General features: G+C 64.6%; 21 protein-coding genes. 2 read left to right on the forward strand and 19 right to left on the reverse strand.

The features are described from left to right. The first annotated feature begins 48 nt into the window (after positions 1-48). A complete protein-coding gene (locus tag GA0061099_RS01595; RefSeq protein ID WP_036025740.1) occupies positions 49-963 on the forward strand; it encodes a DMT family transporter in 915 nt (304 codons plus the stop codon). Here GA0061099_RS01595 and GA0061099_RS01600 read toward each other — a convergent pair. The 16 genes from GA0061099_RS01600 to GA0061099_RS01675 all read right to left on the reverse strand — a co-directional run bounded on the left by GA0061099_RS01600 (position 942) and on the right by GA0061099_RS01675 (position 14890). After that, positions 942-1997: a YeeE/YedE family protein gene (locus GA0061099_RS01600; protein WP_036004835.1), complete on the reverse strand. Its 1056-nt coding sequence runs from the start codon at positions 1995-1997 to the stop codon at positions 942-944. The two genes, GA0061099_RS01595 and GA0061099_RS01600, sit on opposite strands and share 22 nt — an antisense overlap. A 2-nt stretch (positions 1998-1999) precedes the next feature. After that, entirely contained in the window at positions 2000-3001 is a 1002-nt protein-coding gene (locus tag GA0061099_RS01605) for a quinone oxidoreductase family protein (RefSeq protein WP_036025741.1), read from the reverse strand. Between the two features lie 64 nt (positions 3002-3065). Then, positions 3066-4397, reverse strand: coding sequence for a phenylacetate--CoA ligase PaaK (paaK, locus tag GA0061099_RS01610; protein ID WP_036025742.1), 1332 nt, complete (start codon positions 4395-4397; stop codon positions 3066-3068). 39 nt (positions 4398-4436) lie between these two features. Further along, complete coding sequence (paaI, locus tag GA0061099_RS01615) at positions 4437-4886, reverse strand: hydroxyphenylacetyl-CoA thioesterase PaaI (RefSeq protein ID WP_036025743.1); 450 nt, start codon at positions 4884-4886, stop codon at positions 4437-4439. 101 nt (positions 4887-4987) lie between these two features. After that, on the reverse strand, positions 4988-6070 hold the full coding sequence (gene paaE, locus GA0061099_RS01620; protein WP_036025744.1) for a 1,2-phenylacetyl-CoA epoxidase subunit PaaE: 1083 nt from the start codon (positions 6068-6070) through the stop codon (positions 4988-4990). 2 nt (positions 6071-6072) lie between these two features. Further along, on the reverse strand, positions 6073-6573 hold the full coding sequence (gene paaD / locus GA0061099_RS01625) for a 1,2-phenylacetyl-CoA epoxidase subunit PaaD (protein WP_036025745.1): 501 nt from the start codon (positions 6571-6573) through the stop codon (positions 6073-6075). Beyond that, positions 6567-7343: a 1,2-phenylacetyl-CoA epoxidase subunit PaaC gene (gene paaC / locus GA0061099_RS01630; protein ID WP_036025747.1), complete on the reverse strand. Its 777-nt coding sequence runs from the start codon at positions 7341-7343 to the stop codon at positions 6567-6569. Before paaC ends, paaD begins: the two co-directional genes overlap by 7 nt. Next, positions 7343-7630 (reverse strand): 1,2-phenylacetyl-CoA epoxidase subunit PaaB, encoded by a 288-nt coding sequence (paaB, locus tag GA0061099_RS01635; RefSeq protein ID WP_036025749.1) that lies wholly within the window; start codon positions 7628-7630, stop codon positions 7343-7345. Before paaB ends, paaC begins: the two co-directional genes overlap by 1 nt. A 9-nt stretch (positions 7631-7639) precedes the next feature. Continuing rightward, entirely contained in the window at positions 7640-8632 is a 993-nt protein-coding gene (gene paaA, locus GA0061099_RS01640) for a 1,2-phenylacetyl-CoA epoxidase subunit PaaA (protein WP_036025764.1), read from the reverse strand. A gap of 75 nt (positions 8633-8707) precedes the next feature. Next, complete coding sequence (gene paaX, locus GA0061099_RS01645; RefSeq protein ID WP_036025750.1) at positions 8708-9574, reverse strand: phenylacetic acid degradation operon negative regulatory protein PaaX; 867 nt, start codon at positions 9572-9574, stop codon at positions 8708-8710. Positions 9575-9705: 131 nt separating this feature from the next. After that, complete coding sequence (locus GA0061099_RS01650; RefSeq protein ID WP_036025751.1) at positions 9706-10476, reverse strand: esterase/lipase family protein; 771 nt, start codon at positions 10474-10476, stop codon at positions 9706-9708. Between the two features lie 201 nt (positions 10477-10677). Beyond that, the gene (locus tag GA0061099_RS01655; RefSeq protein WP_036025752.1) at positions 10678-11964 is read right to left on the reverse strand and encodes a DUF445 domain-containing protein; all 1287 of its coding nucleotides are present in this window, start codon (positions 11962-11964) and stop codon (positions 10678-10680) included. A gap of 196 nt (positions 11965-12160) precedes the next feature. After that, on the reverse strand, positions 12161-12616 hold the full coding sequence (locus tag GA0061099_RS01660) for a phasin (RefSeq protein WP_036004804.1): 456 nt from the start codon (positions 12614-12616) through the stop codon (positions 12161-12163). A 224-nt stretch (positions 12617-12840) separates the two neighbouring features. Then, positions 12841-13434, reverse strand: a complete 594-nt coding sequence (locus GA0061099_RS01665; protein ID WP_036025753.1) for a GNAT family N-acetyltransferase — start codon at positions 13432-13434, stop codon at positions 12841-12843. Beyond that, on the reverse strand, positions 13431-14513 hold the full coding sequence (locus GA0061099_RS01670) for a PHA/PHB synthase family protein (protein WP_074447506.1): 1083 nt from the start codon (positions 14511-14513) through the stop codon (positions 13431-13433). The genes GA0061099_RS01665 and GA0061099_RS01670 overlap by 4 nt, the downstream gene beginning before the upstream one ends. Beyond that, positions 14510-14890 (reverse strand): hypothetical protein, encoded by a 381-nt coding sequence (locus tag GA0061099_RS01675; protein WP_036004795.1) that lies wholly within the window; start codon positions 14888-14890, stop codon positions 14510-14512. The genes GA0061099_RS01670 and GA0061099_RS01675 overlap by 4 nt, the downstream gene beginning before the upstream one ends. A 162-nt stretch (positions 14891-15052) precedes the next feature. Here GA0061099_RS01675 and GA0061099_RS01680 point away from each other — a divergent pair, with 162 nt between their 5' ends. Further along, positions 15053-15967: an alpha/beta fold hydrolase gene (locus GA0061099_RS01680; RefSeq protein ID WP_036004891.1), complete on the forward strand. Its 915-nt coding sequence runs from the start codon at positions 15053-15055 to the stop codon at positions 15965-15967. Here the strand turns inward: GA0061099_RS01680 and GA0061099_RS01685 are convergent. From GA0061099_RS01685 to GA0061099_RS01695, 3 genes are all read right to left on the reverse strand, one after another. After that, entirely contained in the window at positions 15964-16638 is a 675-nt protein-coding gene (locus GA0061099_RS01685; protein ID WP_036025757.1) for a polyamine aminopropyltransferase, read from the reverse strand. The genes GA0061099_RS01680 and GA0061099_RS01685 overlap by 4 nt on opposite strands. A gap of 139 nt (positions 16639-16777) precedes the next feature. Then, a complete protein-coding gene (locus tag GA0061099_RS01690; RefSeq protein WP_036025766.1) occupies positions 16778-20014 on the reverse strand; it encodes a bifunctional cytochrome P450/NADPH--P450 reductase in 3237 nt (1078 codons plus the stop codon). Positions 20015-20146: 132 nt separating this feature from the next. Beyond that, on the reverse strand, positions 20147-21142 hold the full coding sequence (locus GA0061099_RS01695; RefSeq protein WP_036004787.1) for an alpha/beta fold hydrolase: 996 nt from the start codon (positions 21140-21142) through the stop codon (positions 20147-20149). Position 21143 lies beyond the last annotated feature (1 nt).

Below are 21143 nucleotides of genomic sequence, written 5' to 3' on the forward strand. Positions count from 1 at the left end.
CAGTCGGGATGCTATCCGGCGGCTCGGACTGCTTCAAGGACCTGCGACATGAACACCCTGTCACCCCGTGCGGCCATCGGCCTGTTCTTCATCGTGGTGCTGGCCTGGGGCGTGAATTGGTCGGTGACCAAGCAGCTCGTGCAGTTCGTCCCGCCGTTGTGGAGCGCGGCAATCCGGAGTTGGATCGCGCTGGCTGGATTGTTCGTGCTGCTCGGACTGAGCAACAATCTCGTGATCCCGGAGCGACGCGACTTTCCCGTGATCCTGAGCGTGGCGCTGCTGCATATGACGCTGTTCTCGATCCTGGTTGCCAGCGGCCTTCGCTTCCTGCCCGCAAGCAAGGGCATCGTGCTCGGCTACACCACGCCGCTCTGGGTCGCACTCGCCGCGCCCCTTTTCGGCAAGGACACGCTGACGGCGCCGAAGCTCGCCGGCGCTCTGCTCGGGCTGATCGGCCTTGCCGTCATCCTGAATCCATCCTCGATCGACTGGACCAACCCAAACGTGCTGCTCGGCGCCGGCATGGTCATCCTGGCCGCGATCTCTTGGGCTGCGAACATCATCTATATCCGCGCGCATCGCTGGATCGGATCTCCGCTTCAGCTTTTGCTTTGGCAGGTGCTCGTGGCAACGATCGTGCTGTCGGTCGGCGCGACGGCTGTGGATGGCCTCCCGCATGTGGAGTGGTCGTGGAGGCTCGTATTGTTGTTTCTCTATTCGGGCCTGGTCGGAACAGTCCTGGCTTATTGGGCGATGTCGATGGTCAACAAGAGCATCTCAGCCCTGACGACGTCGCTCGGCACCACCGGGACACCGCTGGTCGGCATCGCCAGCGCTGCGATCCTTCTGGGTGAACCCATCGACGCGAGCCTTGCCGTCGCGGCCGCGCTGATCGTCTCCGGCATCGGCCTTGCGACGCTGGGCGATCGGTTGTTGCGCAGTCAGGCCACCGCGAGAGGCTGAACCCGCAGAACCCCGCGCAGGCCCGCCGCGGTGCCGAGCAGGATGCCGGCAGCCGCGACGAACGATCCCAGCGCGAGCGTAGACACGCCGGTGAGCCCCTGCCCGATCGAGCAGCCGAACGCCATCACGCCGCCGATCCCCATCAGCGCGGCACCGGTCCCTGAGCGGAGCATGTGGCGCGGCGAGGAATAGCCTTCGAGCTTGAAGCGGCCAGTTGCGAGTGCCGTCACCAGACTGCCGGCGAAGACGCCGGCCACCGTCGCGATGCCGAAGTTGAGCGTCAGTCCAGTCGAGAGCATGGCATATTGCAGGCTATCGGCGATCGGCGCGACGAACGTAAGGGAGGTCACGGGGACCGGATTGAAGTCGTCGGCACCGAGATAGCCGGTGGCCAGCCAGCCGCCGGCGACGAGGAGGCCCACAATGATGCCCGCTACGACCTGACCGGGCGAGCGACGGAACGCAGGATGCGCGAAAGCGAACAGGCTCAGCGCGACGGTTGTCGCGGCCGCGGCGAGCGCGCGTGAAAGCGATTCCGTGAAGCCGAGCGTCGCCAGCAACGACGGCAGCGAATTGGCAGGAGCCGTGGCTTGCGTTGCCTGGACCAGCGCAATGCGCGCCGGTGCGATGAGGCCCTTCAGCGTCATCTGCGCGGCAATCGCGAGCACGATCACGACCACGAAGGAGCGGAGATTGCCGCGGCCGAGCAGCACCAGCGCCCGCGAGCCGCAGCCGTTCGAAAGCACCATGCCGTAGCCGAACAGCAGGCCGCCGAGGAACAGCACCGCCGGGGAAAACGATTGCTGCAGATAGATCGACTTGCCGAGATCGACCGTGCCGCTGCCGGCGAGGAACTGGCTCGCGGCGATCGCAACAGCGATTGCGAGCGCGTAGGTCCGCACCAGCCGCCCGTCGCCCTCAGCCAGTAACCCGCGCATGCTGCTCATCAGGCAGAAACCGCTGAGCAGGCCAACGGCACCGTAGACGAGACCGATGGCCAGGCCGGCGAGGATAACGAGTTGCGTGGATTCCATGGTTACGGCTTCAGGATCACCCGGTCACGCGAGGAGCCGGCGACCGCAACATACGCTTCCTTCGCGCGCTCCAGCGGATAGATCGCATTCGCCCTGATCGGAAACGGCTTCAGATGGCCGCTCGCAAAACCCGGCCCGATGTCGCGCAGCACCGCACCCGTCGCGGCCGAGGATAGACCCAGCGTGTCGATGCCGACATAAGTGTGCTGGCCCCGATAGAATTCGAGGATGTTGAACTGCACGATGCGGTCGATCGCGGCGATCAGGATTTGGCGGCCGCGAAGCGCGAGCGATTTGTGCGCGGCCTGGAAATAGGGATCGCCGACCGTGTTGAAGACGACGTCGGCGCCCTTGCCGCCGGTCAATTCGTGCACGCGCGCGGCGATTTCGGTGGCGGAGGCGTCGATCACCTCGATGGGCGCGTTGGTGTGGCCTTCATAGGCTTCCGCCCTGCGCACCACACCGATCACGCGCGCGCCCTGCCAGGTCGCGATCTGCACCGCGGCCTGACCGACCTTGCCATTCACCCCGAAAACCAGAACGGTCTCGCCGCGCTTCGGCACGCCCGCCCTGCGAAAGCCTTCCATCGCGGTCACGAAGGGCACGCCGATGCCGGCGGCCTCCTCCCAGGACACAGTCTTCGGCTTCTCCACGACCGCATCGGCTTCGACCACGAGATGGCTCGCATGAGTGCCGTCACGACGAATGCCGAGGTCCCCGGACGAGCCGAACACTTCGTTCCCAATGGTGCCGGCGGGCCCGTCAATCACCACGCCGGCATAGTCGCGGCCGGGGGTCCGGGGGAACACGGCATAGGGCATCAGCCCGGTCGCAGCCTTGACGTCGGAGGGATTGACCGCGGCAGCCTTCACCTCGATCAGAAGATCGTTCGGCCCGCGCGCAAGCATCTGCCGCTCAATTGTCGGCGCAAGCGCAGCGGCATTTTCAGCTTTGGCGCTGAGGCGCACACAGCGCGCTTCGACGGTTTTGGCATCGGCTGACATGAAAAGACCCGCGATTTCTCGCGGGCCTTGTCGCCTCTGGCGCCGGTCGAGTCAATCCGTCCGGTCAGTCCTTTGGCCGCTTGTCGAAGAGCCGCTTGGCCTTGCCGAGCGAGCGCTCCAGCGTGGCCGGCGCAACTACCTGCACCCTGGAGCTGACGCCGATCGTATTCTTGATGTGGGTCGAAATTCGATCCGCATGGTCGACGAGGCCGCGGCCGTCCCAGCTCTCGGGCCGCGCCTCGGCGATGATGGTGAGCTCGTCCATGCGGCCTTCCCGGGTGAGCTCGAGGATGAAATGGCCGCCGCACCAGTCGGTCGCGAGCAGCACCTCCTCGATCTGGGTCGGGAACAGATTGACGCCGCGCAGGATGATCATGTCGTCCGAGCGCCCGGTCACCTTCTCCATCCGCCGCATGCCCGGCCGTGCCGTTCCCGGCAGCAGCCGCGTCAGGTCGCGGGTTCGATAGCGGATCACCGGAAAGGCTTCCTTGGTGAGCGACGTGAAGACCAGCTCGCCCTTCTCGCCGTCGGGCAGCACCGCGCCGGTCTCGGGGTCGATCACTTCCGGGTAGAAATGATCCTCCCAGATGTGCAGGCCATCCTTGGTCTCGATGCATTCCTGAGCGACGCCCGGGCCGATCACCTCGGACAGGCCATAGATGTCGGTCGCGTCCATGTCGAAGGCGTCCTCGATCTCGGCGCGCATCGCGTTGGTCCAGGGTTCCGCGCCGAAGATGCCGATCTTGAGCGAACACTGGCGCGGATCAAGCTTCTGGCGCTTGAACTCGTCGAGGATCGCCAGCATGTAGCTCGGCGTCACCGTGATGATGTCGGGCCGGAAATCATTGATGAGCTGCACCTGCCGCTCGGTCATGCCCCCGGAAATGGGGACAACCGTGCAGCCAAGCTTCTCGGCGCCGTAGTGCACGCCGAGACCGCCGGTGAAGAGTCCATAGCCATACGCATTGTGGATGATCATGCCGGTGCGGCCGCCGGCGGCCCGGATCGAGCGCGCCATCACCTCGGACCAGGTGTCGATGTCGCGCTGCGTATAGCCGACCACGATCGGCTTTCCGGTCGTGCCGGATGAGGCATGCACCCGCACCAGCTTTTCGCGCGGCACGGCGAACATGTCGAAGGGATAATTGTCGCGCAGGTCCGTCTTGACCGTGAACGGGAATTTGGCGAGATCAGAGAGCTCGCGAAAGTCGGACGGATGCACGCCCGCTTTGTCGAACGCCTTGCGGTAATGCGCGACGTTGTCGTAGGCGTGCTTCAGCGACCACGCCAACCGCTGCTTCTGCAGCGCCATGATCTCGCCGCGCGAGGCGCGCTCATGCGCATCCATCTCGGCGCTATAGGCGTTGCCACCTTCCTTGAGCCTCGTCAGAGCCATCCTCGTTTCCCCACATTGCCTGTTCTTTTTTGTTTGGTTTTATTGATCTTGCGCCGGCAGCCATTTGCCGGGAATGACGCGGGAATGTCCGCGGAATTCCGCGATGACGACCTCGCCCGCCGTGACACGCACGTCGTAGATGCCGGAGCGGCCGCCGCGGGTGATCTCCCGCGCTCTTGCGATGAGACGATCGCCAAGCTTGCCCGGCTTGATGAAAGTGATCTGGCCCTGCGCCGCGACGACGCGCTCATTGTGCGAGTTGCAGGCGAACGCGAAGGCGGAATCGGCGAGCGTGAAGATGAAGCCGCCATGAGCAATACGCTGGCCGTTGACCATATCAGGCCGCACCGTCATGGCGAGCGTCGCGAAGCCCGGGCCGATCTCGACGATCTCCATGCCGAGACCTTTGGAGGCATCGTCCTCAGCCCACATCGCCTCGGCGCAGGCACGGGCAATATCCTCAGGCGACAGGGCGGCTTTCACGTTCACGCGCTTCTCCCGGCCAGACGTTTGCTCATGATGTTGTTCTGGTTGGCTCACACTGTCAAATATTGCGACGCATTTGCATTGCGGAGCCGCAGAACGCCTGATCAGACATGATCATAATCGACCACGACGCGCTCGGTGGACGGCTTGGCCTGGCAGGTGAGAACAAAACCGGCCTCGAGCTCCCACGGTTCCAGCGAATAGTTGATGTCCATCGGCGCCTTGCCTTCGACCAGCTTGGCGCGGCAGGTCGAACACATGCCGCCCTTGCAGGCAAAGGGCAGATCGACGCCGGCGCGCAGCGCGGCATCGAGGATGGCCTCGTCCTGGGCGACGGGCACGTCGCGGCGCTTGCCGTCGATGATCAGCGAGGCGATCGCCTTCGGCGGCGCGTCGGGCGCAACCGCCTTTTTCGGCCGCGGCTTGCCGCCGAACTCGGAGACGAAGCGCTCGACATGGATGCGCTCGTCGGCGATGCCGAGATCGCGGCAGGTCGCCTCGATGTCCTCGCTCATGCCAAGAGGACCGCAGATGAAGACGTGATCGACGCTGGCCGCCGGCACCAGCGCGCGGAGCAGCACCCTCACCTTGTCGCCGTCGAGCCGGCCATGCAGGATCGGAATGTCCTGCTCCTCGCCGGAGAGCACGTAAAAGATCGAGAGACGATCGATGAAGCGGTCCTTGAGCTCCTCGAGCGCTTCGAGGAACATGATGTTGTCGGTGGTGCGGTTGCCATAGAATAGGAAGAAGCGGCTGTCCGGCTCGCGCGCGAGCACGCCCTTCACGATCGACAGGATCGGCGTGATGCCGGACCCGGCGGCGAAGCCGACATGAACGCGCGCACGATCTGCCGGCGGGACCAGACCGAAGCGGCCGGTCGGCGTCATCACGTCGAGTTCGTCGCCGCATTTGAGATCTTCGGCGGCCCAGCTCGAGAACGCGCCGCCGTCGACCTTCTTGACGGCGATACGGATCTCGCCGTCGTCAGGGCCGGAACAGATCGAATAGGAGCGGCGCACCTCTTCGCCGTCGAGCGTGGCGCGCAACGTCAGATACTGGCCGGGTGTGAAGGCGTAATCGCCGGCGAGTTCGTTGGGGATGGCAAAGGTCATCGAGACGGCGTCCGTAGCCTCGCGACGGAGGTCCCTGACGGCGAGGCGATGGAAGCGCGGTGCGGCTGCGGACATGGTCAATGGCACTTGAAATAGTCGAAGGGTTCGCGGCAGGCCTTGCAGCGCCAGAGCGCCTTGCAGGAGGTCGAGCCGAATTCGGACAGCAGCTCTGTCTTGTCCGAGCCGCATTGCGGGCACGCCACCGTCTGATCGCCGAACAGCGCGCGGCGCGAGTTTGAAGCTTGCGGCGGCGCGATGCCGTAGGCGCGCAGCTTCTTGCGTCCGTCCTCGGTCAACCAGTCCGTGGTCCAGGCCGGCGACAGCACGGTCCGTACCTTTGCATGTTGAAAACCGGCGCGCTCCAGCGCAACCTCGATTTCGAGCGCGATCATGTTCATGGCCGGGCAACCCGAATAGGTCGGTGTGATCGCGACCTCGACATGATCGCCGTCGAGAACGACGTCGCGCAGCACGCCGAGATCGGCAATGCTCAGCACCGGAATTTCCGGATCGACCACGCTTGCGGCGGCGTCCCAGGCGCGCTGGCGCAGCGCGGCGTCATCGGTCACCGTCACCATATCAGCCCCGGGAAAGTTCGCTGCATCGATTGCAGCTCCGACAGGAGGTGGCCGAGATGCTCGCTGTGACGACCGGAGCGACCGCCCTGCTGCATCCAGTCGTTCTGCGGCAGCGCGAGCGTTGCTTCACGCGTGACCTCCGAGAGAGTCGCCAGCCAGCGCCCGCGCAAGCTTGCGGGATCGACGGCAATGCCACGATGGATCAGCGCGCGTTCGCCGTCGTCGACGGCAAACATCTCGCCGGTAAAGGCCCAGAGATTGTCGATCGCAGCCTGCGCCCGGCGATGACTCTCCTCCGTGCCGTCGCCGAGCCGGATGATCCATTCCGAGGCATGGCGCAGATGGTAGGCGCTCTCCTTCTCCGATTTCGCAGCAATCGCCGCCAGCGTCGCATCGCGCGAATTCATCATCGCGCGCCAGTAGAGATCGGCGAAGGCGGAATAGAAGAATTGCCGCACCAAGGTCTGGGCAAAATCGCCGTTGGGCTGCTCGACTAGGAGAAGATTGCGGTACTGCCGCACGTCACGCAAGTAAGCGAGCTTGTCCTCGTCGTTGTCCCTGCCTTCGACCTTGGCGGCAAAGGTGTAGAGCTCCCGCGCCTGGCCGATCAGGTCGAGCGCGATGTTGGAGAGTGCCATGTCCTCTTCCAGCATCGGCGCGTGCCCGCACCATTCCGACAGCCTATGACCGAGGATCAGCGCATCGTCGGCGCGGCGCAGCGCGTAGATCACCAGCGGGGTTTCGGAGACCTGGATGTTGGCGACCACCATCACATGTGCCCCACTTCATCCGGCACCTCGTAGAACGTCGGGTGCCGGTAGATCTTGGATTCCGCCGGCTCGAACATCATGCCCTTCTCGGCGGGATCGCTCGCGGTGATCGCGCTCGAGGGCACGACCCAGATCGACAGGCCCTCGCCGCGCCGGGTGTAGATGTCGCGGGCGGCCTGCAGCGCCATGATCGCATCGCTCGCATGCAGCGAGCCGACATGCTTGTGTGCGAGCCCGTTGCGGCTGCGAATGAAGACTTCCCACAGCGGCGTGTTCGGCGTGGCCATATCGGTCTCCTATTCGGCAGCCTGGGCGGTCTGACGCTGGGCGCGCTTGGCGGCATAGCTAGCTGCCGCCTCGCGCACCCAGGCGCCCTCCTCGTGCGCCTTGCGGCGCGCGGCCATGCGGTCGCGATTGCAGGGGCCGTTGCCGGTCAGCACCTGCTTGAATTCGGTCCAGTCGATCTCGCTGTGGCGCCAGTGGCCGTCAGCGTCCTGCGTCATGCCGGGATCGGGAATGGTGAGGCCGAGATATTGCGCCTGCGGCACGGTGGCATCGACGAACTTCTGGCGCAGCTCGTCATTGGAGAAGCGCTTGATCTTCCACTTCGTCGAGGTGTCGCTGTGCTGGCTCGTCGCGTCGGGCGGACCGAACATCATCAGCACCGGCCACCACCAGCGGTTCAGCGCGTCCTGCGCCATCGCCTTCTGCTCCTCCGAGCCGCGGCACAGCGTCACCATGATCTCGTAACCCTGGCGCTGGTGGAAGGACTCCTCCTTACAGACGCGAATCATCGCGCGCGCATAAGGCCCGTAGGAGCAGCGGCACAGCGGGATCTGGTTCATGATCGCGGCGCCGTCGACCAGCCAGCCGATCGTGCCGATGTCCGCCCAGGTCAGCGTCGGATAGTTGAAGATCGATGAATATTTGGCCTTGCCGGCGAGCATGGCGTCGACCAGCTCCTCGCGCGAGGAGCCGAGCGTCTCGGCGGCGGCATAGAGATAGAGCCCGTGGCCGCATTCATCCTGCACCTTGGCGAGCAGCGCGGCCTTGCGGCGCAAGGTCGGCGCGCGCGTGATCCAGTTGCCTTCGGGCAGCATGCCGACGATTTCGGAATGCGCGTGCTGGGAGATCTGGCGGGTGAGCGTCTTGCGATAGGCCGCCGGCATCCAATCGTTCGGCTCGATGCGCTCCTCGGCATCGATGCGGGCCTGGAATTGCGCAGCTTTGCCTGCGTCCTCGAGATCGCGATCAGCGGTCTCGGCCGTGTTCAGCGCCTGGGTGTACATGCGCATCCTCCCGTTTATTGGGAGAGAATATATAACAAGATTTACATCATGCAAGATATTTCTGTAACATAATGATCAGGCGCCGAACCTTCGTTCCAGCAGCTTTCGCGCGGCCGGCAACGGCCCTTTTTCATTGGTTCCATGGCTGTCGAGCCATTGTTCGGACGGAGCAAGCAGCGCGCGATAGATCTCGCCGCAGAGTTCGCGGGCCGCCCTGCCCGGCCAATCCGGCGGCAGCAGGCTCTCGGGCAGCAATGGATCGCGCAGCACGACGCGGCGGTAATGGTGGATCAAGAGGATCCGCGCGGTGAAGGCGTCGGCCTCGGACAGATCCGTGCCGCGCGCGATCGCGGCGCGCAGCGGCTCGAACGTCTTCATGAATTTCAGATAGGCATCGGCGGTCCGATCGAGCGGCCAGCTCGCGCTGAGCAGACGGCGGCCGCTGTCGTCTTCCGCCGAGACTTCGAGGCGGATCGCGCCCGCGGCCTCATCCGGCACCGGAACGCCCGATGGCGCGACCCATACGCCCGGCAGCGGGCTGCCGAAGCCGGCATTGCGCAGCGCTTCGCGCGATGCGTCGCGATCCTCGCCATTGCCGATCAGCAGCAGCTCGAAACGTCCGGTCCAGTCGGACGGCGGCGGATCGTAGATGTGGCGCGTCGCGGCCTCGAACGTCTGGCGGCCCTTGTCGGCCAGGCGATAGAAACTGTTGCGACCGACCTTCTCGCGCGTCAGCCAGCCGTCGGCGGCAAGCCGCGACATTGCGGTGCGCACCACGCCGCTGACGATGTCGAGGCTTTCGAAGAATTCCAGAAGCGTGCCGAGCCACACCGAGCCACCACGCGGCACGATGGCATCACCAAACACTGTGATGACGATGGAGCCGGTGCGCGAGGGCTCGCGCTTGAGCTGGTCGATGATACGAGAGAGCGGATGCGCCATGCAGCAGCCTTAGCGCGTTTGGTGCAGGCGCGACAGTGGAGCGGGACGACGGCTCTTCTCCTTCTCCCCGCTATCGCATCTCCGATGCAATCCGACCTCGCCCAGCTTGCAGGGAGAGGTGAAGAGGAGCGCTACCGATGCGGATCGGGATACACCACGCTGCGCCAGCCGCTGCGATCGAACGGGCGCCACTGGCCTTCCTTCTGCGCGAGGCGATCGGCTACGGCATAGACGGCGGCCGGATGATGGCCCATGCCGCAATGGCTGCTCTCGACCTCGATGCTCTCGGTCTGTGCGCCCGTCTTCTCCATGCAGCCTTGCCAGGCGCAGACGCCGTCGGTACGGCTGAAGATGGCGGTGGTCGGCACCGGCGGCGGAGCGGCAAGCTCGCCGCCGAAACGCGGATCAACCTCGTCGGCCTTGCGGCCGCTCGCCCATTCATAGACGCGCCAGGCGTTGGTCGAGCGTGGATCGCCGGCAAAGGGGCTACCAAGCGTGATCACTTGGCGCACGCTGTCCGGCACCATCTTGGCAAGCTGGCGCGCATAGATGCCACCGAGGCTCCAACCGACCAAGCTGATCTTGCGGCCGTGGGTGTCGTTGAGCTCTCGGATCTGACCGAGCATCGCATCCTGCACGCCGGGCCGCAGGCCGTAGTTGCGGCCTTGGCGCCAACCAGCCACTGCATAGCCCTTGCTGCTCAGAAACGTGCGCAGCGCGCCAGTGGAGGTGTCGGAGGCCACGAGGCCCGGCAGCACCAGCACCGGATGCCCATCGCCGCGCGGCGCAAGGCTCAGCAGCGGCAGCGCGCCGAGGAATGCGCCGAACTCGTGGATCGCGCGTCCTTCCAGAAACATCAAGGTACGGGACGGCGGACGCAGCGTTTGGGCAGTAGCGGTCATCAATGGTCCCCTGGGAAGAATCGCTGAAAAGGAGGCCGGCGAGGCCGGCAAATGCGTAGACAGATTTCCAACTCGCCGGCTTCTGGATCGTTCCGCAGCGCAACATGAATCAGCTAGGCGGCCGGTTCCTGGTATTCAAGCGGGAGAGACGCGGGGCGACAATAGGTCCGCGCGTTAATGCTAACGGCCGTGACGCAAAAGTCACAACAATCGGAGCAGGAATTCTACGGTGTAGAGCGCGAGCCCGGCGAGCCCGCCGATCAACGAGCCGTTGAAGCGGATGTATTGCAGGTCGCGGCCGATGTTGATCTCGATCAGCGAAATCAGCTGGGTCATATTCCACGCTTTGACCTGATCGGAGATGAAGGTCGAGACGCCGCTCTTCTGGTCCGCGACGAAGCTGCGCAGCACGGTGACGAGACCCTTGTTGATCTCGCCGCGCAACTCGGCATCGCTGGCGAGCGCCTCGCCGGCCGAGACGAACATCCCGGCGAGATGATGTTGCAGCACCTGCGTCTCGCCGCTCGCGCTGCGCTCGATGAAGGAGCGCGTGTTGGCCCAGACGGTGCGGGCGAGATCGGCGAGCTCCGGCCGCGCCAGGAGATCGCGTTTCAGGCCGTCGATGCGGTCGATATAGGCCTGATCGGTGCCGAGCCTATCGACGAAGTTCAGCACCATGCGGTCGAACTCGTCGCGGAACGGATGCTTGGGGTCGCTGCGCACTTCGTTGAAGAAGGCGGTGGCGGAGGCCACGATCTTGTTCACCAGAAACTTGTCGGCGCGATAGAGCTTGAGCAGGGTCGGCAATTCCGCGCGCACCTTCTCGCGGATCATCGCCATCGTCTCCGTCTGGTTCAAGGTCTCGTGCATCACGCGCAGGAGATCGTCGAACAGGATCTGGTGCCGTCCCTCCGCGACGAAGCCGCGCAGCGTGCCGGCCGCGAGCGGCGCGAGGTCGATCGCCTGGAGCTGCGAGGACATGCGGCGGATGATAAAGGTCATCAGGCCGGAGCTTTCGGTTGCGGACACGGCCTCCGGCAAGAGACGCAGGGCAAAGCGCGCGAGGTCGTCGCTGCGCTTGCGGTCGCGCAACCAGTCGGCGACGAAGGAGCCGAAATCGATCTCCTTCAGCTTGGCTTCGACGGGACCCGCCTCGAGGAAATGCACCTGGATGAATTCGCCGAGCTTGTCGGCGATGCGGGCCTGGTTGCTCTGGATGATCGCGGTGTGCGGGATCGGCAGGCCGAGCGGCCGCTTGAACAGCGCCACCACGGCATACCAGTCGGCGAGCCCGCCGATAGTCGCGGCCTCGGCGAAGGCGGCAATGAAGCCGAACACGGGATGCACGGGCAGAAGCCATTTCGCGACGACGAACAGTGCCAGCGTCGCGGCCAGCACCAAAGTCGCCAGCGTCTTGACGCGGCGCAGCTCGGCCGCGCGTGCGGCATCGCCGGGGGCGTCGAAGGAAAAGGTGACAGATGAGTCCATGACTGCATCACAGTACTCGTCATTGCGAGCGAAGCGAAGCAATCCGGAATCTTTCAGAGGAAAGACTCTGGATTGCTTCGTCGCATCAGCGCAAAATTACTACGCAATTTTGTCGCGAGCTCCTCGCAATGACGGCGGCGCAAAACAAAGGCCCGCCGAAGCGGGCCTCAAATTCAGTTTGTGCTCAGGCGCCAGATCAGGCGGTCTTGCTGTAGACCTTGGCGAAATTGTCCTGAGCGGACTTCGCACCGTTGGCGGCGAGCTTGCCGAGATAGTCGGCGGTCGCCTTGGCGCGCGAGACGAACACTTCGCCGCGGGAGCGGAGCAGGCTCGACTGGATCTCGACGGCTTCGCTGACCGACTTGGCGGACGCGAGCTTGTCGATGCCCGAGAAGAACGCCTCGGCGTCCTCGTAGATCGCCTGCTGGATGTTGCGGCTGATCTTGCCGGCCTCGGTGATGGACTCGGTCACCGCGTTCTCGACGGCGGCGGTCACGCGCTCGGAGCCAGCAAACACCTCGGCAGCACGGTCCTTGGCGGTATTGGCAGTCTTCTTGACGAATTCGCGGGCGGCCTCGGGAACTTCCAGGTTCTGGATGTTCTTGAAAGCGTCCTTGAAGCCCTCGAAAGCGGTGTTGGTTTCAGTGGTCATGGGGTTCTCTCCATCCTCAATGGTTTGAGCTATGGGCTCACCCCGTCCGCATTGGCCCGGGGCACGACCTATATGGCACGGTTAATTGTGCATCGCAATATTGATATTGCAGTGCGATATCACGAAATCGTGAACAACTCTCACGAGAGACATCGTGATGCTTCCGTAGCCATGGGGGCACGTGAATGGGTTCCGATCCGGACCCAATGTCGGACGCCTCCTGCTTAGTGCTGCACGGCGCCAGGCAGGCCGTAGGCCTCCATCTGAGCCTGGACCTGCGCGATGTTATGGCCGAGCACGACGATGTCGTGGGTCTTGCCGTCGACGTCCCGGACATGGTCCCGCAGCAGGGCCTCGGCCTTGAAGCCGAGGCTCTCGAACAGGGCGATCGCCGCCTGCTGATCCACCGTCATCTGGACCGAGAGCTTTTCCAGGCCCGCTCCGAGCGCCAGCGCAAAAGTCTCCTGCGACAGCGCTTTGCCCACGCCCTTGCCGCGGACCTGGGGCGAAACCACCATCCGGATCTCACCGACATGAGGCGACCAGGAATGGGGATCGCGCACCAGCGTGCCGCAACCAACGACCCTGCCCTCTCTCACCGCGAGCAGGCTCTGAATAGCTCCGCGCTCGATTTCCTTGACCCAGGCCGACAGCACCTTCGGCTCGCTGATGTTGCGTGGCAGGAACAACAGGTCATGGGTCGGCAGGCCCTTGCCAAAAGCCAGCACCGCGGCCTCGTCTGCGGGCGACATCAGGCGGATCTCGATAGCGCCGGCGTCGGTCTTGACGTCGCGCGGATAGGAACGCTGCTCGCTCATGTCGATCTCTTTCCCAGCCAGGAATCCAGTTTCGGCCACAGCCGCTTCACCGCGTTGGCGCCGGCGACGAGCGAGACGTGACCGCCCTTCAGGATCACCTCTTCCTTGTCGGTCGAGCCGATCTTGGCGATCAGGTGCTTGGCGGCCTCATAGGGCACGATGTGATCGTGCTCGGCGACCGCATGCAGGATCGGCACCGTGATGTTCTCGAGCCTGGCCGCACGGCCGCCGACCGACATGGTGCCGTTGAACAGCTTGTTATCCCACATCAGGTCCTTGGTGATGGTGCGGAAATATTCGCCGGCGAGCGGCAGCGTGTGGGTCGCCCAGCGGTCGAACATGCGGTACGACTTCACGAACTCGTCGTTCCAGATGTTTTCCCAGAGCTGGATCTGGCTCACCGTGCGCGAGGCCGGCCGCAGCATCTCGAACGAGGACAGGATCATCTCCGGCGGCACGTTGCCGACGCTGTCGACGAGGTGGTCGACGTCGAAATAGCGGCGGTCGGAGAAGTTCGAGAACAGCTTCATCTCCCGGAAGTCGATCGGCGTGGTGAAGCAGATCAGGTTCTTCATTGGCCCGCCCTTGTGGATCGAGCCGTAGAGCAGCGACAGCACGCCGCCAAAGCAATAGCCGATGACGGAGACGTCCTGCTCGCCGGAATCGGCTTGCACGCGGCGGACGCAGTCCGGAATGAAGTCGAGGACATAGTCCTCCATGCGCAGGCTCTTCTCCTCCGGCCTCGGCGCGCTCCAGTCCAGCATGTAGACGTCGTAGCCGCGTTTCAGCAGGAACTCGATGAAGCTCTGGCCGGGCACGAGGTCGAGGATGTAGCCGCGATTGGTGGTTGCCATTACGATCAGCACCGGCACGCGGTAGATCTCGTCCGACATCGGCCGGTAGTGATAGAGGCTCATGGTGCCGCGCGAGTGCAGCACGTCCTTTGGCGTCGAGCCGAGCGAGGGGCCCGAGGTCGAGAAATATTCGACGCCCTTGATGCTGCGCTGAATCGCGCGCTGCACCTCGGACTGGATGCGCTCCGGGATCGAGGCAAGATCAAGTCCCGCCGGCGCGTTCATTTTTGGTCTCCGCCTTCGGACGGCGGACGCTTGGTTCGCGGTGGCCGCGGCGCGGCGCCGGGTTGCGGCGCGCCCGACGTGGCCGACATCTGGCTCAGCATCGACTTGATCTCGCCGAGCTGGCCTTCGATCGACTGGAGCCGTTCCGCGATGCCGGTCATCTGCTCGCGGCTCGGCAGGTTCATCGAGATCAGGTACCTCTCCATGAGATCGCCGAATTGCTTCTGAGCACCTGCAGCAACGCCGCCGGCGCGGTTCATGGCCTGCGAGAATTCGGGCGTCTCCATCGCCTTGGTCGCGAAGGAGTTGAAACCCTTCTCCATTTCGCCAACCATCTTCTGCCACAAGGCGACCGGATCGGTGATCTTGTCGGTCATCGGCGTCCTCCCAATGCGGAGGGCTTTGCACCCTTCTTGTCCCGCCATACCACACCGTTGCGCGGTGCCGGTCAACCGGCAAGCAACCGACGCAACGTCGGAGACGCGGCTTCTTCGTGAAATGAAACCGTGCGATACAGCATCGGTCAGCAGGAGGAACCCGTGACCGCCCATCAACCACCCCAGACCGTCCGCGCCAACGGCATCGACATCTGCTACGAGATCTTCGGCAACGACAATGCCGAGCCGCTGCTGCTGATCATGGGCCTCGGGGCGCAGATGATCCATTGGGACGATGCATTCTGCGAGCAGCTCGCCGCACGCGGCTTCCGCGTGATCCGCTTCGACAATCGCGACATCGGCAAGTCGAGCCATCTCACCGGCGGCAAGCGGCTGACGCCGTTCGAGCTGCTGAAGCTGCGCTTCTTGCGCATCCCGGTGGCCGCGACCTACAAGCTGATCGACATGGCAAAGGACACGGTCGGGCTGATGGATGCGCTCGGCATCAAGTCGGCGCATCTCGTCGGGGCGTCCATGGGCGGCATGATCGCGCAGGAGGTGACGCTGTCGTTTCCGCACCGCGTGCGCTCGCTGACCTCGATCATGTCGACGACGGGCAATCCGCGCGTGCCGCCGCCGACGCGCGAGGCCGCCGCGGTGCTGATGGCACCGCCGCCGCGCAGCAAGGAGGAGTTCATCGTCCGCTATGGCCAGACCTGGAAGGTGCTGCGCGCCGGGCATTTCCCGGAAGAGGAAGCGCTCGACCCTGGCCGCGCCGAGCGGGTGTTTGCACGCGGGCTCAATCCGGCCGGCGTCGGCCGCCAGCTCCGCGCCGTGCTTGCCTCCGGCAGCCGCAAGGAACGGCTGCACGCCGTGAAGGCTCCGACGCTCGTGATCCACGGCACCGTCGATCCCCTGGTTCGCCCCGAAGGCGGCAAGGACACGGCCGCGTCGATCCCGAACGCAAAGCTGCTGATGATCGAGGGCATGGGCCACGCGCTGCCCATGCGCTTCTGGCCGGAGATCATCGACGCGATCGACAAGCATGCGCATGGCGCGGCGGCGCAGGCGGCCTAGCCCTTCCGCGCGATCCAGATCACGTGGCGCGCGCCGCCGCCTCTGCCGGTGGCGCGAACGTTGACTTCGTTGACGTCGAAGCCGGCGCGCTTGAGGCGCCCTGTGAATGCCGCATTGGGTCCAGACGACCAGACGGCCAGCACGCCTCCCGCCCGCAGCGCCGTCTTCGCAACCTGCAGCCCGCGCGCATCGTAGAGCGCGTCATTGCCTTTCCGGGTCAGCCCCTCGGGACCGTTGTCGACGTCGAGCAGGATGGCGTCGAAGGCCGAACGCTTCGCCCGGATGACTTCGCCAACATCGATCTCGCGAATGCTCACCCTGGCATCATCGAGGCTATCTCCGAAGACCTCCGCCATCGGGCCTCGTGCCCAGGCGACCACCGACGGCACCAACTCGGAGACCACGATCTTCGCCTGGGCTCCGAGCACGGCCAGCGCCGCGCGTAGCGTAAAACCCATGCCGAGACCGCCGATGAGAACGACGGGCTTTGCGACTTTCTCGATCTGCTTCGCGGCAAGGGTTGCCAGCGCTGCTTCCGACCCCGACAGGCGGCTGTTCATCAGCTCGTTGGTGCCGAGCTTGATGGAGAACTCCTTGCCCCGGCGCATCAGGCGAAGCTCCTCGTCGGAACCGGGAATTTTGGCGGTGTCAATCTTTTCCCAGGGAATCATGGGAATGCTTTAGCACGAACAGGATCGTAGGGTGGGTTAGCCGAAGGCGTAACCCGCCGCTCGGACAGAATTGGTGGGTTACGCCTAGCGGTTTGCGCTTCGCGCAATCCGCGGGGCTAACCCACCCCACGATCTGCGGCTACCCGCCCGCCCAGACGTCCAGCACATAGCGGTTGTTCGCGCCCATCTCCTCGATCCAGCGCGCGCCTGCCGCGGCATCACTGCCGCTCTTGTCGCGGTGGATCGCGACGAGCGCCGCCTTCACGTCGGGCTCCATCTTGCCGCCATCGCCGCACACATAGATGATCGCGCCCCGCTCGATCAGCGGCCAGACCTTGTCCTTCTGCGCCGCGATCACGTGCTGCACATAGGTCTTCGGCCCGTCCGCGCGCGAGAATGCCGTGAACAGCTCGGTGATGCCGCTCGCCGCCAGCGCCTTCAGCTCCTCCGCGTAAAGAAAATCCTGGTCGGGATGGCGGCAGCCGAAGAACAACATGGCCGGGCCGAGCGCGGCCCCTTTCGCCTTGCGCGCGGCGCGCTCCTGGAGGAAGCCGCGGAACGGCGCAAGTCCCGTGCCCGGACCGATCATGATAACAGGCACGGAAGGATCGTCCGGCAGGCAGAAGCCCGCCTTGGTCTCGCGCACGGTGGCATAGATCGTATCGCCCTCCCGCCGATTGGCGAGATAGTTCGAGCAGATGCCCTTGTAGGTGCCGCGGCCCGAGGCAGCCGGACCTTCGACCACGCCGACCGTGACGCTGCAACGCGCCGGGTCGACCGACGGCGAAGACGAAATCGAGTAATAGCGCGGCGCCAGCAGCGAGAGCATTTCGAGATAGACGTGGAACGGCAGTTCGCAAGCCGGATATTCGAGCAGCAGGTCGAACACCGATTTGCGCTTGGCGAGGATCTCACTGCGATAGCGCTCGAGCGGCTCCGCCTCCTCGCCGACGAAGGCCAGCAGCTTCGGCTTGGTGACGGGACAGCGGGTGTGCTCGGCCATGATCTGGATCTGCTTGCGCGTCGCGACCTGCTGCAGCTCGACGAACTCGCTGAGCAGGCGGCCAACCGACACGGCCGCGCCGACCGGCAATTGCGCGCGCCGGCCTTCGGCCACCTGGAGCCTGATCTGATCGGCCGGCAAAAAGCCGAAGCGGCGGGCAACTGAATCAACCAGCGTAGGATCGTTGCGCGGAACGACGCTGAGGTGATCGCCGACGCGGTAGCTGAGGTTGGCCGGCAGCTGCACCTCGATGTGGCGCGTCGAGCGCTCGGAAGCATTCGCGCCGGACTTGTTCTGGAGCTCGTCATTGACCAGCACCTTCATCGCCACTGCGCCGCCCTGGGCGACGATGGTGTTGACGGCGGTCACCGCGACCGGCTCGATTGCATAGAGCGGATCGTCCTCGGCGGTGCGGGTGAAATTCCAGTCGATGCCGAACTCCTTGGTCGCGACTTGCGCGGCGGCGGGGAACCATTTCTGGAACTGGCTGTCGAGATCGCTGCGGGCATCGCCCTCGCCGCGCGGATAGACCGCGCGCGCACCATGCTTCGACAATTGCTCGTCGATGAAGCGCGGCACCGATTGATAGGTCGCGGCCCAGTCGCTGTTGCCGCAGCCGAACACGGCGTAGCGCACACCGGCAAAGGCATCCTTCGGCAGATCCTCGCCGAGCCATTTGACGAACTGCGTCGCATTGTCGGGCGGCGCGCCGTTATAGGAGGCGCAGATGATCAGCACGCCGCCCTCCTGCGGCAGCTTGCCGACATAGTCGTCGAGCGGGCCGAGATGCACGGCAAAACCGTTGATCTCGGCAAGATCGGCCATGCGCGTTGCGAGCTCCTCGGCGGTGCCGAGATTGGAGCCGTAGAGCACCAGCATCGGCGTGTTGTGGCCGGGCCGCGTGGTGGGCTGACGCTGCGCCTTTGGTGCCGAGGACGCAGCCGCAACTGGCCCGCCATAGGCGCCGCGCTCGCGGTCGGCACGCGGCCGCACCTTGATCTTGAAGCCTTCCGGCTTGATCGTCAGCGTCTCCTTCAGATGCATCTGGTAGCGCTGGTGGTCGATCAGCTTGAAGCGCTGCAGGATCATGCCGAGTGCGAGCGCTGCTTCATGCATGGCGAAGCCGCGGCCGATGCAGGCGCGCTGGCCGTTGCCGAACGGCTTCCAGGCATTGATCGGCCGTCTTGCCTCCGCCTCGCGGCTGAAATTCTCGGGGTCGAAGGCGTCGGGGTTGGGACCCCACACGCTGGGATCACGATGCAGCGCCGTCACCAGGATGGTGACGAACGTTCCCTTCCTGAGCTTGTACTGCCCGCCGCCGATGGTCTCGTCGTTCAGCGGCGAGATGCCGTAGGCCGGCGCCGGCGGCCACAGCCGCAGCGACTCCTTCAGGATCTGCGTGATGTAGGTGAGCTGCGTCACCTGCTGATAGGTCGGCTTGGCGTTGACGTCGGGGCCGAAGACGCGGTCGACCTCGTCATAGGCCTTCTTGAGAATCTCCGGGTGCTTGAGCAGCGCATAGAGCGTGTAGGACAACAGGCCGCTGGTGGTCTCGTGCCCTGCGATCAGGAAGGTGTTGATCTGGTAGCGGATATTGACGTCGTCGAGCTGCTCGCCGGTGGAACGGTCGACGCCGGTCATCATCGCGGCCAGCATGTCCTTCTTGTCGTCGATGCCTTCCGCGCTCTTGCGGCGTTCGGCGATGATCTCGTCGACCATCTTGTTCATGAAAGCGACGTCTTGGGCCAGCGTCTTCCGCCGCTTCTGCATCCAGAGCTGCTCGAACGGCAGGCCGCGCGTCATCATGATGGTTTCGAGCGATCGTACCAGTGACTCGACGAAAGGATGGTAGTCGCGCCGGTAGAACGAGTTGAAGCGGTACTCGAAGCCGCACAGGCCGATCGTATCCAGCGTCAGCGCGGTCATGTCGTGGACCACGTCGATCTCGTCGTCGGCGTTGAGCCGCTCCCATTTCTGGACGAGCTGCTCGGCGATGTCGACCATGCTCGGGTGATAGGACTGCATGGCGCGGTTGCCGAAAGGCTGCAGCAGGATGTTGTGCGCCTTGCTCCAGTTCGGCTCACGGGTGTCGGCGGTGAAGAGGCCGTCGCCGCCGACCGCACGCACGCGCCGCAGCGCGCCGCGCACCGTCTTGTCGAACCGCTTCTCGTCGGAGAGCTCGTCGACGAGATCGTGGCCGGAGACGACGACGATCGGCGAGCCCATCATGTCAAGCCAGAAGATCGGACCGAGCTCCTTGGCAAGCCGCGTCAGGTGCTGCACGGGAGCGGCCGCGTCCAGCGACAGCATATTGCCGACCACTGGCTTGGTCGGCGGCTGCGGAATCGGGTCCAGACGGTTCTTGGATGACATCGAAATGTAGTCCCCCTGCCTCAATGTCGTCGTTGCGAGCGAAGCGAAGCAATCCAGAAATGTATCCGTGGAGGCAGTCTGGATTGCTTCGTCGCCTCGCTCCTCGCAATGACGCGTTCCCAATGACGACCGCTAGCCAAACCGCCTTCTCCGCCACTCGATCAGCTTGGCGCTGACCTCCTCCGGCTTCTCCTGTTGCGTCCAATGGCCGCTGTCCTTCACCAGATACTTCTCGAGATCATCGATCAGTTTCTCCATGCCGTCGGCCGCCGAGGGCGGCAGCACGGCATCATTCTCCGCCATGATCATCAACGAGGGCACGTGGATGTGGTGGTCCAGCCCCTCGGCGCGCTCCCAGTTGCGGGTGAAGTTGCGGTACCAGTTGATGCCGCCGGTGAAGCCGGTCTTCGTGAAGGTGTCGACGAACACCTTCTTCTCATCAGCCGACAGGATCGGCGTGCGCGGATCGACCTTGGCGTCGTACGCCGCAATCATCTGCGGGAAAGCCAGGTTGGTCTTCGACGAGGCGCCGACACCCGCGATCGGCGGCTCGTCCGGTTTCGCTGCCGGCTTTGCCAGCGGCTTGCGCATGAAGGCGTCGAAGGTCTGCTCGACGCGGCTGCCGAAGATCTTGTCCGGCTCGCGCGCGGGATCCTGGAACTGGACGATGTACATCTGGTCGCCGTAACGCTGGCGGAACAGCGCGATCGGGTCGATCGGCATGCGGTCCCAATGCGGGGTGTTGACGCCGACGACTCCGGCGACGCGCGTGGGATGCCGCAGCGGCATCTGCCAGACGACGAAGCCGCCCCAGTCGTGGCCGACGAAGATCGCCTTGTCGATCCCGAGATGATCGAGCAGACCGACGAGATCGCCGGTCAGGTGCTCCATGTCATAGGCTTCGACCGGCTCGGGCCGGTCGGTCGCGCCGTAGCCACGCTGGTCGGGCGCGACTACGCGGATGCCGGCCTCGCTTAGTGCCTTGATCTGGTGACGCCAGGAGAATGCGAGCTCCGGCCAGCCGTGGCACAGCACGACCGGCGGTTTGTCATCGGACGGGCCCGCCTCGTAATAGCCCATGCGGATTCCGTTCGTCGTCGCGAACTTGAGCGGCGGCATTTCAATCATT

It is taken from the genome of Bradyrhizobium yuanmingense (assembly GCF_900094575.1).
Classification (GTDB): domain Bacteria; phylum Pseudomonadota; class Alphaproteobacteria; order Rhizobiales; family Xanthobacteraceae; genus Bradyrhizobium; species Bradyrhizobium yuanmingense.

What these genes read in the sequence shown, in the direction of transcription:
- paaA (WP_036025764.1), bottom strand. Translation starts at nt 8,632, where the DNA reads ATGTACACCCAGGCGCTGAACACGGCCGAGACCGCTGATCGCGATCTC.
- paaB (WP_036025749.1), bottom strand. Translation starts at nt 7,630, where the DNA reads ATGGCCACGCCGAACACGCCGCTGTGGGAAGTCTTCATTCGCAGCCGC.
- GA0061099_RS01595 (WP_036025740.1), top strand. Translation starts at nt 49, where the DNA reads ATGAACACCCTGTCACCCCGTGCGGCCATCGGCCTGTTCTTCATCGTG.
- GA0061099_RS01605 (WP_036025741.1), bottom strand. Translation starts at nt 3,001, where the DNA reads ATGTCAGCCGATGCCAAAACCGTCGAAGCGCGCTGTGTGCGCCTCAGC.
- GA0061099_RS01690 (WP_036025766.1), bottom strand. Translation starts at nt 20,014, where the DNA reads ATGTCATCCAAGAACCGTCTGGACCCGATTCCGCAGCCGCCGACCAAG.
- paaE (WP_036025744.1), bottom strand. Translation starts at nt 6,070, where the DNA reads ATGTCCGCAGCCGCACCGCGCTTCCATCGCCTCGCCGTCAGGGACCTC.
- GA0061099_RS01655 (WP_036025752.1), bottom strand. Translation starts at nt 11,964, where the DNA reads ATGGACTCATCTGTCACCTTTTCCTTCGACGCCCCCGGCGATGCCGCA.
- paaD (WP_036025745.1), bottom strand. Translation starts at nt 6,573, where the DNA reads ATGGTGACGGTGACCGATGACGCCGCGCTGCGCCAGCGCGCCTGGGAC.
- GA0061099_RS01665 (WP_036025753.1), bottom strand. Translation starts at nt 13,434, where the DNA reads ATGAGCGAGCAGCGTTCCTATCCGCGCGACGTCAAGACCGACGCCGGC.
- paaX (WP_036025750.1), bottom strand. Translation starts at nt 9,574, where the DNA reads ATGGCGCATCCGCTCTCTCGTATCATCGACCAGCTCAAGCGCGAGCCC.
- GA0061099_RS01650 (WP_036025751.1), bottom strand. Translation starts at nt 10,476, where the DNA reads ATGACCGCTACTGCCCAAACGCTGCGTCCGCCGTCCCGTACCTTGATG.
- GA0061099_RS01600 (WP_036004835.1), bottom strand. Translation starts at nt 1,997, where the DNA reads ATGGAATCCACGCAACTCGTTATCCTCGCCGGCCTGGCCATCGGTCTC.
- GA0061099_RS01660 (WP_036004804.1), bottom strand. Translation starts at nt 12,616, where the DNA reads ATGACCACTGAAACCAACACCGCTTTCGAGGGCTTCAAGGACGCTTTC.
- GA0061099_RS01675 (WP_036004795.1), bottom strand. Translation starts at nt 14,890, where the DNA reads ATGACCGACAAGATCACCGATCCGGTCGCCTTGTGGCAGAAGATGGTT.
- GA0061099_RS01685 (WP_036025757.1), bottom strand. Translation starts at nt 16,638, where the DNA reads ATGATTCCCTGGGAAAAGATTGACACCGCCAAAATTCCCGGTTCCGAC.
- GA0061099_RS01695 (WP_036004787.1), bottom strand. Translation starts at nt 21,142, where the DNA reads ATGATTGAAATGCCGCCGCTCAAGTTCGCGACGACGAACGGAATCCGC.
- paaC (WP_036025747.1), bottom strand. Translation starts at nt 7,343, where the DNA reads ATGGTGGTCGCCAACATCCAGGTCTCCGAAACCCCGCTGGTGATCTAC.
- GA0061099_RS01670 (WP_074447506.1), bottom strand. Translation starts at nt 14,513, where the DNA reads ATGAACGCGCCGGCGGGACTTGATCTTGCCTCGATCCCGGAGCGCATC.
- paaK (WP_036025742.1), bottom strand. Translation starts at nt 4,397, where the DNA reads ATGGCTCTGACGAGGCTCAAGGAAGGTGGCAACGCCTATAGCGCCGAG.